The organism is Mesorhizobium sp. M7A.F.Ca.US.014.04.1.1, assembly GCF_003998745.1.
GTDB lineage: Bacteria > Pseudomonadota > Alphaproteobacteria > Rhizobiales > Rhizobiaceae > Mesorhizobium > Mesorhizobium ciceri.
Window position 1 is genome coordinate 1 of record NZ_RZRW01000149.1, and the last position, 11011, is coordinate 11011.

General features: G+C 62.7%; 11 protein-coding genes and 3 pseudogenes. 9 read left to right on the plus strand and 5 right to left on the minus strand.

Features of this window, described 5'->3' with window-relative positions:
* Window positions 1–803: pseudogene (locus tag EOA22_RS12670) on the minus strand (class I poly(R)-hydroxyalkanoic acid synthase); the annotation flags it as partial.
* Between the two features lie 97 nt (window positions 804–900).
* Here EOA22_RS12670 and EOA22_RS12675 point away from each other — a divergent pair.
* The 8 genes and pseudogenes from EOA22_RS12675 to EOA22_RS12710 all read left to right on the plus strand — a co-directional run bounded on the left by EOA22_RS12675 (window position 901) and on the right by EOA22_RS12710 (window position 7864).
* Entirely contained in the window at window positions 901–1293 is a 393-nt protein-coding gene (locus tag EOA22_RS12675; RefSeq protein WP_063167871.1) for a hypothetical protein, read from the plus strand.
* 44 nt (window positions 1294–1337) lie between these two features.
* Window positions 1338–2555, plus strand: coding sequence for an LL-diaminopimelate aminotransferase (locus tag EOA22_RS12680; protein WP_013531991.1), 1218 nt, complete (start codon window positions 1338–1340; stop codon window positions 2553–2555).
* Between the two features lie 47 nt (window positions 2556–2602).
* Entirely contained in the window at window positions 2603–3916 is a 1314-nt protein-coding gene (locus EOA22_RS12685) for a homoserine dehydrogenase (RefSeq protein ID WP_013531990.1), read from the plus strand.
* Between the two features lie 133 nt (window positions 3917–4049).
* Window positions 4050–4406, plus strand: a complete 357-nt coding sequence (locus EOA22_RS12690) for a hypothetical protein (RefSeq protein ID WP_024505708.1) — start codon at window positions 4050–4052, stop codon at window positions 4404–4406.
* A gap of 71 nt (window positions 4407–4477) precedes the next feature.
* Window positions 4478–4645 carry a Thivi_2564 family membrane protein gene (locus EOA22_RS12695; RefSeq protein WP_013531988.1) on the plus strand — a complete coding sequence of 56 codons (168 nt, stop codon included), beginning with the start codon at window positions 4478–4480 and terminating at the stop codon, window positions 4643–4645.
* A gap of 204 nt (window positions 4646–4849) precedes the next feature.
* Window positions 4850–5833, plus strand: coding sequence for a class II fructose-bisphosphatase (gene glpX, locus EOA22_RS12700; protein ID WP_013531987.1), 984 nt, complete (start codon window positions 4850–4852; stop codon window positions 5831–5833).
* Between the two features lie 73 nt (window positions 5834–5906).
* Complete coding sequence (locus EOA22_RS12705; RefSeq protein WP_063167872.1) at window positions 5907–6140, plus strand: DUF6434 domain-containing protein; 234 nt, start codon at window positions 5907–5909, stop codon at window positions 6138–6140.
* Between the two features lie 178 nt (window positions 6141–6318).
* Window positions 6319–7864 (plus strand): annotated as a pseudogene (locus EOA22_RS12710) (DHH family phosphoesterase).
* Between the two features lie 7 nt (window positions 7865–7871).
* Here the strand turns inward: EOA22_RS12710 and EOA22_RS12715 are convergent.
* From EOA22_RS12715 to folE, 3 genes are all read right to left on the minus strand, one after another.
* Window positions 7872–8846 carry a patatin family protein gene (locus tag EOA22_RS12715; protein ID WP_174299064.1) on the minus strand — a complete coding sequence of 325 codons (975 nt, stop codon included), beginning with the start codon at window positions 8844–8846 and terminating at the stop codon, window positions 7872–7874.
* 81 nt (window positions 8847–8927) lie between these two features.
* Complete coding sequence (gene hisI, locus EOA22_RS12720; RefSeq protein WP_013531983.1) at window positions 8928–9389, minus strand: phosphoribosyl-AMP cyclohydrolase; 462 nt, start codon at window positions 9387–9389, stop codon at window positions 8928–8930.
* 35 nt (window positions 9390–9424) lie between these two features.
* The gene (folE, locus tag EOA22_RS12725) at window positions 9425–10060 is read right to left on the minus strand and encodes a GTP cyclohydrolase I FolE (RefSeq protein ID WP_013531982.1); all 636 of its coding nucleotides are present in this window, start codon (window positions 10058–10060) and stop codon (window positions 9425–9427) included.
* A gap of 240 nt (window positions 10061–10300) precedes the next feature.
* Here folE and EOA22_RS12730 point away from each other — a divergent pair, with 240 nt between their 5' ends.
* Window positions 10301–10747 (plus strand): iron-sulfur cluster assembly scaffold protein, encoded by a 447-nt coding sequence (locus tag EOA22_RS12730; RefSeq protein WP_063167874.1) that lies wholly within the window; start codon window positions 10301–10303, stop codon window positions 10745–10747.
* Window positions 10748–10850: 103 nt separating this feature from the next.
* On the opposite strand, the pseudogene EOA22_RS38830 reads toward EOA22_RS12730, so the two are convergent.
* Window positions 10851–11011: pseudogene (locus tag EOA22_RS38830) on the minus strand (transcriptional regulator); the annotation flags it as partial.

Genomic DNA, 11011 nt, shown 5'->3' on the forward strand with positions numbered 1-11011 from the left:
CGCTTGAGCACCGTCTCGGTCGCCGGTTCGTACTGGATGATTTCGGCGACGTCGCTGCGGCCGACCACCTTGCCGGGAGTGGTGGCGATGTTCCTGCCGATCTCGAAGGGCGAGTAGTCGGCCTGCCGCAGCTTCAGGTCGCCCTTGCCGGCGGCGATGTCCTCGGCCAGCATCTTCATGCCGCGCACCAGGTTTTCGCCGTTCGAGGCGACGGTTTCGCGGAACAGTTCCGGATTGGTCAGGATGAAATTCGACGGCGAGATGGCGTTGGACACCTGCTTGACGTAAAAGCCGGCCTTGTGGCGGGTGTGCTCGTCAAGACCTTCGGCGTGCTCGACCAGATCGGCCGCCCAGCGCGAGGTGACGAGATAGGCCTGCTTGAGGAAATCGAAGAAGGCGTTGCGGCCCCATTCCGGGTCGAGGAAGCGCTTGTCGCCGCGCTCCGGCTTGACCGCGTCTTCGGTGTCTTGCGCGGCGTTGCTGGTGCGCTGAATGGCGTTGGCCCAGACCGTCATATAGCCGGAGAACAGCCGCGTCTGCGCTTCCAGCGCGCGCTGCGGATCGGCAAGCCAGTATTCGCTGAGCTTGGAAAAGGTCTTCACCATATCGACGACGGGCTCGGCCACATGGTCGCGCACGTCGCCTTTTTCACGCGGCTCGGCCCAGGCGGAAGCGGCCTTGCCGGCCTGCTCGATCATGCGCGCCATGTTCAGGGCGAAGCGTTCCGGGTCCTTCACCAGATATTGCTCGACGGTCGAAGGCTGGTCATCTTCCGCTTTGCCCGAATCGGGTGTTTTGGACATGGTTGGCGGGGTTCCTCCCGAGGCCTTTTCTTGACATATTAACATGGGACATCCGACCGGGCCAATCTCGCTCTACCTCGGCTGCCAAGGAAACAATATGACGATTAATATTGGCGAGACTGTTTTTTTCGGTGCCGGACGTTTTTGCCGCATCGGCGCGGCGATCGTCCTCATCGGCATTGCCGGGTGCTCGAGCACCAACACGAATGGCCCGACGCCTGTCGCTGTGGGTGCGGGACCGAAGGATACCGGCACCTTCCCGAACCTGAACATCAAGCCGCAAGTGGCGGCGCCGCAGTTCACCGAAGCCGAGAAGAACGCCAAGCTCGCGCAATTGAAGGCGGATGAGAATGCGCAGGCGGCAAAGGGCGGCGGCCCCAAGGTCGTCAACCAGGCGGCGCTGACGGATCTGGCCAAGAAGCATGGCGACGAAACGCTGAAGCAGATCGAAGCCAAATGCGACCCCGCCCTCGACCCTACCTGCAAATAAGTATATAGCGCGCGCCCAACACCCCTTCGCTGTCTGGAACTGCCATGGAAGAATTTCACAAGGTTCGCCGGCTTCCGCCTTACGTGTTCGAGCAGGTCAACCGGCTCAAGGCCAGCGCCCGATCGCGTGGCGCCGACATCATCGACCTCGGCATGGGCAATCCGGACCTGCCGACGCCCAAGGCTATCGTCGACAAATTGTGCGAGGTCGTGCGCGACCCGCGCACGCATCGCTATTCCTCGTCGCGCGGCATTCCGGGCCTGCGCCGCGCCCAGGCCGCCTACTATGGCAGGCGCTTCGGCGTGAAGCTCAACCCCGACACGCAAGTGGTGGCCACGCTCGGTTCGAAGGAAGGCTTCGCCAACATGGCGCAGGCGATCACCGCGCCCGGCGACGTGATCCTGTGCCCGAACCCGACCTATCCGATCCATGCCTTCGGCTTTATCATGTCGGGCGGCGTCATCCGCTCGCTGCAGGTGGAGCCGGACGACGGTTTCATTCCGGCGCTCGAGCGCGGTGTCAAGCATTCGATCCCGAAGCCGCTGGCGCTGATCCTCAACTATCCGTCGAACCCGACAGCGCTGGTCGCCTCGCTCGATTTCTACAAGGATGTGGTCGCCTTCGCCAAGAAGAACGACATCATCATCCTGTCCGACCTTGCCTATTCGGAGATCTATTTCGACGGCAATCCGCCGCCTTCGGTGCTGCAGGTGCCTGGCGCGATCGACGTTTGCGTCGAATTCACCTCCATGTCGAAGACCTTCTCCATGCCCGGTTGGCGCATGGGCTTTGCCGTCGGCAACGAGCGGCTGATCTCGGCGCTGACGCGGGTGAAGTCCTACCTCGATTACGGCGCCTTCACGCCGATCCAGGTGGCGGCGGCACACGCGCTCAACGGCGACGGCGCCGACATCGCCGAGGTACGCGACATCTACCACAAGCGCCGCGACGTGATGGTCGACGCCTTCGGCCGCGCCGGCTGGACCATTCCGGCACCGGCGGCATCGATGTTCGCCTGGGCGCCGATCCCGGAGCCGTTCAAGCATCTCGGCTCGCTCGAATTCTCCAAGCTGCTCATCGAACATGCCGACGTGGCCGTGGCGCCCGGTGTCGGCTTCGGCGAGCATGGCGACGAATTCGTGCGCGTTGCTCTGGTCGAGAACGAGCACAGGATCCGGCAGGCGGCGCGCAACATCAAGCGCTTCCTGTCGACCAGCGCCAAGCAGCCCAACAATGTCGTGCCGCTCTCCGCTCACCGGTAAGCTTGCCGCACGCAAATTCGATCTGACTTTGAGGGACGTCGCCGGACATGGCTGAAGCATTGCGTGTTGGAATTGCCGGCCTCGGCACGGTCGGTGCATCGGTGGCGCGCGTGCTGCGCGACAAAGCGGTGGAACTGACCCGCCAGTGCGGCCGTGACGTGATCGTCACCGCCGTCTCGGCGCGCGACCACAAGCGCGATCGGGGCGTCGACTTGAGCTCTGCAAAGTGGTTCGACGATCCGGTCAAGATGGCCCAGACCGCAGAAATCGACGTGTTCGTCGAACTGATCGGCGGCGACGAGGGCCCGGCGCGCTCATCGGTGAAGACGGCACTCGAAGCCGGCCGTCACGTCGTCACCGCCAACAAGGCGCTGCTGGCCAAGCATGGCGTGGCGCTGGCCGAGATCGCCGAGAAGAAGGGCGTGCTTCTCAACTACGAGGCGGCGGTGGCGGGCGGCATTCCCGTCATCAAGACGATGCGTGAGGCGATGGCCGGCAATTCGGTCACCCGCGTGTTCGGCATCCTCAACGGCACCTGTAACTACATCCTGACCCGCATGGAGGCCGAGGGCATCTCGTTCGATGCTTGCCTGAAGGACGCGCAGCGGCTGGGCTATGCCGAGGCTGATCCGACCTTCGACATCGAGGGCCACGACACGGCGCACAAGCTGTCGATCCTGACCAGCCTTGCCTTTGGCACCAGGATCGCCGCCAACGACATCTACATGGAAGGCATTTCCAACATCACCCAAGCCGACATCCGCGCGGCCGCCGATCTCGGCTACCGGATCAAGCTGCTGGGTGTCGCCCAGCGCACCGAGAGCGGTATCGAGCAGCGCGTGCATCCGACGATGGTGCCGACCGCATCGGTCATCGCGCAGGTGCATGGCGTCACCAATGCGGTGGCGATCGAAACCGACATTCTGGGCGAGCTGCTGCTGTCCGGCCCCGGTGCGGGCGGCAACGCCACCGCATCGGCCGTCATCGGCGACATCGCCGACATCGCCAAGAGCCGGCCAGGCTTCCAGCATGGTCCGGTCTTCGGCCGGCCGGCCAAGGAGCTGAAACCCTACAAGAAGGCGCAGATGCGCAGCCATGCCGGCGGTTATTTCATCCGGCTGACCGTGCACGACCGCATCGGCGTGTTCGCGGCAATCGCCAAGCGCATGGCCGACAATGACATCTCGCTGGAATCGATCGTCCAGCACGCAGTCAACGGCGAGGCGGCGGCACAGAAGACGGTGATCCTTGTCACCCACGAGACGACGGAGGCCGCCGTTCGCAAGGCGGTAGACGGCATCACCAAGGACGGACATCTGACCGACAAACCGCAGGTCATCCGCATCGAACGGGCAGGGTAGCTTTGTCCGACAGTCGCGCGGGACAAGAATTCCGCAGGCATTGAGGTCCGGTCTGGAGGCAGGCAGCTGCCACAGACCGGAACGAATTCGCGTCGACGCCGTTCTCTTGGTCACCAACCAGAGGAACCGCTTCATGGCTGACACCAACAAATCCGACACCCCCGATATCGACGACATCCAGAAGACGTTGGAAAAGCAGATTGCCGAACTGCGCAAGGAGATCACCAAGATCAACAAGAGCATTTCGGCGCGGGGCGCGGAGATGCTCGATGACGCCAGCGAACAGGCGTCCGAGTTGTACGACACCGCGGCGAACCGCGCTTCGCGTACGGCGCAACAACTGCGCAGCCAAGCCCAGGCTGTTTCGGAAGTCGCGCGCGAGAATCCTGGTACGACGACAGCTTTGGTCGGCGTGATCGGCCTGCTCGGCTTTCTGGCCGGCTTCGCCATTGCTCAATCGACGAACGATACCTCCCGCCGCTGGTATTGACCGCAGCGCAATAGGGCCGGGCTTCCGGCCTTTTCTGTTGTTTTCAGCAAATCACTTTTAAGGAGGACACCATGGCTTCGTCAGCGTTGATCGGCATCCTGATCACATTCCTCGTCATCATCCTCGTTCTCTATCTGGTTCAACGCCTGCCGCTCGATGGCCGGATGAGACAAATAGTTCAGGTCATCGTCATCATCATCGGCATCATTTCGCTGCTCAAATACCTCGCGGTTTTTTAGGCCGCGAAGGCCGCCATTCTCACCGTTTTAAGACTGGCCCGGCGCGTGGCGATCGGGCCGGTCGTGTTTCAAGACGTAGTTTAATCGATTGATATTGTTGGATATTCGATAATATTCGTGGCAGGTCTTGCCGTTGTCATGCTCGTTTGACAAAACAGGCCCGCCTCCGGCGGGAGGCCGCATTGCCAACGAGGAAATCACCAGATGAATGTGGCCCAGAACATCGTCGCCGGCCTTGACCGGATACTCACCATGGAACTGGTGCGCGTCACCGAACGGGCCGCCGTCGCGGCCGCCAGGCTGCGTGGGCGCGGCGACGAAAAGGCGGCCGACCAGGTCGCCGTGGATGCCATGCGCCAGGAACTCAACCGGCTTTCCATCAGGGGCACGGTGGTGATCGGCGAGGGCGAGCGCGATGAAGCGCCGATGCTCTATATCGGCGAAGAAGTCGGCTCCGGCAAAGGTCCGGCGGTCGATATCGCGCTCGATCCGCTCGAAGGCACGACGATCTGCGCCAAGAACCTGCCCAATGCGCTCGCCGTCATCGCCATCGCCGAAAAGGGCAGCCTGCTGTTTGCGCCCGATGTCTACATGGACAAGATCGCCATCGGTCCGGGCTATGCGGACGGCGTCATCGATATCGATGCCTCACCGGCCGAAAACATCGCCAGCCTCGCCCGCGCCAAGGGCGTGGCTATTTCGGACATCACCACCTGTATCCTCGACCGGCCACGTCATGCCAAGCTGATCGATGCCGTGCGCGCCACGGGTGCCGCGATCCGGCTGATCGGCGACGGCGATGTCGCCGGCGTCATCCACACCACGGATCCGGAAGAAACCGGCATCGATATCTATCTCGGCACTGGCGGAGCACCCGAGGGCGTGCTGGCCGCCGCCGCGCTGCGCTGCACCGGCGGCCAGATGCAGGGCAGGCTGATCCTCGACACACCGGAAAAGGTTGCTCGCGCGGCAAAGATGGGTATTTCCAATCCGAAACGGGTCTATCGGACGGAGGACATGGCGCGCGGCGATGTGCTGTTTGCGGCCACCGGTGTCACCGACGGCAACATGCTGGCTGGCGTCAAGTTCGGCCACAATTACATCACCACCCACACGATCGTGCTGCGCTCGTCGTCGCGGACGGTGCGCGAGATCAAGGCACGCCATCAGGACCTGGATAAGTTCTGACGCTTGCTTGCGAAGCCACCTTGCAATTGTTAGCCATTCGGGCGCACCCGATATTGGCTGCAAGGATTTGACGATGAAACCGTTCGACTGGCACGCGGATCCGATCTCGCGCGCCACCGCCATCACGCAGTCTTATCGCAACACCCAGAATGTGCGTCGCTTTCTCATCCGGGAATGCAGCTACGCATTCAGCTTCGACCGGCCTTTCATGGCCTGGCTCAAGGACGGTGTGGAAACGACGATGGGCGATGCGGCCGACGAATGGCTTCGGCGCCAGGCTGAAAAGCGGAAAGCGCAGTTTTCTTGACACTTCCCGGACGGCGCACACCGTGAATCGCTTGGCTTTGCCTGCCTTTGGCCTATAGAGCGTCGCATGAACGTGACACGATTTAAATCGTTGCCAATGCAGGTCGTCGCCCCAAAACCGCTGCGCACTTTTGGGCGACATGCACTATCGTGCGGCCAACGATGAGTTGGCAAAGCGTATGACCGGCGAAAAGCGCCTCTTCCTCGATGTCAGGCAGTCGGTATCAGGGGTTTCCTGGGAGCACCGGCTGACCGAGCGGCAGGACATGATCGCGCTCGCCATCGCGCAAGGCTACGGGGTACCCGATATCGTAGCACGGGTGCTTGCCGGCCGCGGCGTCACCGCCGAGCAGACCGAGCGGTTTCTCGATCCGACGATCCGCGATCTTCTGCCGGATCCGGCATCGCTGACCGACATGCACAGGGCGGCGGCCCGGATCGCCGCCGCGGTGATGGCCAGGGAAAAGGTGGCGATCTTCGGCGACTATGATGTCGACGGCGCCGCCTCGTCGGCCTTGCTGAAGCGGTTCCTCACGCATTTCTCGGTGCCGTCGGAAATCTACATCCCGGATCGTATTTTCGAGGGCTATGGCCCCAACCCCGACGCCATGCGCGAACTTGTTTCGCGTGGCGCGACACTGATCGTCACCGTCGATTGCGGCACCAACAGCGCCGCTTCCATCGATGCCGCCAATGAGGCCGGGGCCGATGTCGTGGTGCTCGACCACCACCAGGTCGGCGGTGCCTTGCCGGCGGCAATCGCTGTCGTCAATCCCAATCGCGACGACGACCTTTCCGGGCAGGGCCATCTCTGTGCCGCCGGCGTGGTCTTCCTCGCCCTTGTGCAGACGGCCAGGATCCTGCGTAGCCGCATGGCCGATGCTACGCCGCCGGACCTGCTTTCGCTGCTCGATATCGTGGCATTGGCCACCGTTTGTGACGTGGTGCCGCTGACCGGCGTCAACCGTGCCTTCGTGGTCAAGGGGCTGCAGATGGCGCGCCAGCAGAAGAACGAAGGGCTCGCGGCACTGGCACGGGTGTCGCGCATCGGCGAGCCGATCAGCACCTTCCATCTGGCCTATCTGATCGGCCCGCGCATCAATGCCGGCGGACGCATCGGCGATGCCGCACTTGGCAGCCGGTTGCTTGCGACCGACGACCCGGTCGAGGCGCGCACCATTGCCGAGACGCTCGACCGGCTCAACCAGGAACGGCAGCTGATGGAGCAGGAGATGCTCGCGGCGGCGCGCGCCGAGGCCGATGCGGAGCTCGCCGGCGGGCATCACCGTCGAGCGGGCGAGGCTTGGTGAGCTCATGGCGTTTTTCGAAGAGCGGGCGGCAGCCGACGTGTTTCGCCTGCAGGGCGAGGAAAGCCTGGCCATAGACGGTGCGCTTGCCGCTGAAGGCGCGACACTCAGCCTACTCGACGCGCTGGAACAAGCCGGACCTTTCGGTGCCGGGCACGTGGCCCCTGTTTTCGCGTTGCCGCGCCACCGGTTGGCCGATGCGCGGCCGGTCGGCACCAATCACATCCGCGTCGAGCTGCAATCGGAAAGCGGCGGCCGGATCCAGGCGATCGCCTTTCGCGCCGTCGATACCGCGCTTGGCGAATTCCTGTTCAAGAACCGGGGCAAGACAATCCACGTCGCCGGTTCGCTGTCGGGAAATTACTGGAACGGCAACCGCACCGTTCAGTTTCGTATCACCGATGCGGCTCGTGCGTAGGTGTTGATCAGGCGAGAACTGTCTGCAGCCGGGTCAGTTCGCCGATCTGCGCCATCGTCGCCTGATAGCCGAGATTGATCGCCTCGTCGGCGCGGTGGAACTCGGTCAGGCCGATATGGCTGAGCTTCGGCTGTAGCGACATGTCTGGCGGATCGCCGGCAAGTCTTGCGCGCGAAATGCGGTCCTGGATGATGTTGAAGGCCTCGACCATGACGCCGGTGATGCCGAGCCGGGTCTGATGCGACTGGTGTTCGGGATCGCCATGTCCGGCCCTCGGCGCGTCCTTTTCGACGACCAGTTCGCCAGCGCTGTGCTTGATGACGGCGGCACGGCCGAACAGGTCATAGTGAAGGTTGACCGCCACGACGAGCGGCTGCTCGTAGGCGCGGCAGACCGAAACCGGTACGGGGTTGACCAGAGCGCCGTCGACCAGCACGCGGCCGTTGCAATTCACCGGCTCGAACACGCCGGGAAGCGCATAAGAGGCGCGCATGGCGGTGATCAATGAGCCGCTCGACAGCCAGATTTCGTGGCCCGTGCGGATTTCGGAAGTGACCGCGACGAACGGCTTGGCAAGGTCCTCGAAACGAATGCCGGCCATGTGCTCGCGCAGCCTTGCATCGAGTTTCATGCCGCCGAACAGGCCGCTGCCGCGTAAATTGAGATCGAGCAGGCCGAAAATGCGGCGCTTGGTCAGGCTGCGGGCGAATTCTTCGAGCTCGTCCAGTTTGCCGGCGAGATAGCAGCCGCCGACCAGCGCGCCGATCGAGGTGCCGGCGATCATCGATACTTCGATGCCGGCTTCATCCAGCGCGCGCAGCACGCCGATATGCGCCCAGCCGCGGGCGCACCCGCCACCCAAGGCGAGCGAAATGCCTGTTTTCTTTTGGGAGTTCGTTTCGGACGCGCCGCCTGACGAGGACAGGCCGTTGGCCTCCCTGACATCTGGTCTGTTACGCAATGACGCCCACTCGAGCATCATAATCTCCCTTGTCCCACGGCTACTATACGAGCGGGGCGTATCGAAATGATGAATCTGTGTCGTCGGTGTCAGGCAGAAGGTTCAAGCTGTTGGTTTCCGATACGTGTTTTCCGCATCGAACAGCGGCTTGCTGCCGTCGATGGCAAGCGTCCCTTTGCCGTCGACCAGCCCCACCGTCCGATAAAAGCATGAACGCCGGCCAGTGTGACAGGTTGCGTCGTGGCCCAACACTTTGACGCGCAACCATATGGCATCCTGGTCACAATCCGTGAGCATCTCGACGACATGCTGAAAATTGCCTGATGTTTCGCCCTTTTTCCAAAGCGCGCTGCGCGAGCGCGACCAGTAGTGGGCGATGCCGGTCTCAAGCGTCAGCGCCAGTGCTTGCGCGTTCATATGCGCAACCATCAACAGCATGCCGTCCGCGGCGTCTGTCACGACGACCGTGACCAGCCCGGCTGCATCGAAGCGCGGCGAAAACACCGCGCCTTCCTCGAGAGCCTTCTTGTCCGACGGAGCTTTTGGAAATTCCAGTGCCGACATCGCCGGTCCTTATTTTGATGGCCGGCGAGGGCCGATCAGACCCCGCCGCCGCGCACCATGGTGACGAAACGGACCTGCTCTTCGGGCGTGTCCTTGAAAACGCCGGTGAAGGTCGAGGTCAGCGTGGTTGATCCCTGCTTGCGGATGCCGCGCATGGCCATGCACATGTGCTCGGCCTCGATCATGACGGCGACGCCGCGCGGATTGAGCACGTCCTGGATGACGCCGGCGATCTGCGCCGTCAGCGCCTCCTGGGTTTGCAGGCGGTGGGCGAAGATATCGACGACACGCGCGATCTTGGACAGGCCGACGACCTTGCCGTCCGGAAGATACCCGACATGCGCCTTGCCGATGATCGGCACCATGTGGTGCTCGCAATGCGAATGGAATGTTATGTCCTTGACGATGACCAGGTCATCGTAGCCGGCGACCTCCTCGAAGGTGCGGCCGAGCTCGTCGGCCGGGCACATGTCGTAACCACCGAACATTTCGCGAAAGGCCTTTGCCACCCGCTTCGGCGTGTCGACCAACCCTTCGCGGTCCGGATTGTCGCCGGTCCAGCGCAAAAGTGTGCGCACGGCGGCTTCGACTTCGGCTTCGCTTGGCCGGTCGGTGACCGGCTTTTCCATATAGGCTGACTGTGGCATGAGCTTCTTGATGACGGCATCCATAAAGGCGTCTCCCGTAGTCCCTCTCGGCGGAGGAACGAGTTGAACGGACCACGACCTTTCGGTGTCGGAAACTCGCCCCGTTTCCAGCCCCGTAAGCGGCGTGAACTTCCCGGCAAGGACATTGGCTTTCGTCGTTCTTGTCGATACCGGACTGCCAGCATTATATAAGGTCATAGCGAGCGAAAGGAAGACACGACAGCGGCAATCGCTGTTCGCTTGGCGGCGACGGATTGGAAAATTATGATAAACGACGTCTACAACGCGAAAATTCTCGGTTTTGCCGGAAACATCGCCCGCATCGGCCGTCTCGATCATCCTGACGCGACCGCCAAGGCGCACTCCAAGCTATGCGGTTCGACCGTCACCGTCGACCTCAAGATGCAGGACGGCGTCGTCACGGACTTTGCCCATGACGTGAAGGCCTGCGCGCTCGGCCAGGCGTCGTCATCGATCATGGCGCAGCATGTCGTCGGCGCGAGTGCCGAGGAATTGCGCGCGGTGCGCGACTCCATGCTGAAGATGCTCAAGGAAAATGGCGCCCCGCCGGACGGCCGCTTTGCGGATCTCAGATATTTGGAGCCGGTGCGCGACTACAAGGCGCGGCACGCTTCGACCATGCTGACTTTCGATGCCGTGGTCGACGCGATCGGCCAGATCGAGAAGAAGCGCGCCGAAGAAGCGGCCTGACCTTGGGATTTGGCCGTCCACGGTGCGCAGGCTTCGCGCAGGCGCCCAAATCTTTGCTGCCACTGCTTGGCATTTGGCTGGACAGGAACCGGGCCAGAAGGGTTTAAACCTGCGCTTCCAGCGCCCGCCTGCTTTCGGCAAATTCGCTTCTGAGCCAGTCGGCGAACGCGGCGACCGGCTCCGAGAGGTCGTGCAGGTTTCTGGCCACCAGCCAATAGGCGCCGGATGCGACGTCGATGTCGAACGGCTTGACCAGCGCGCCGG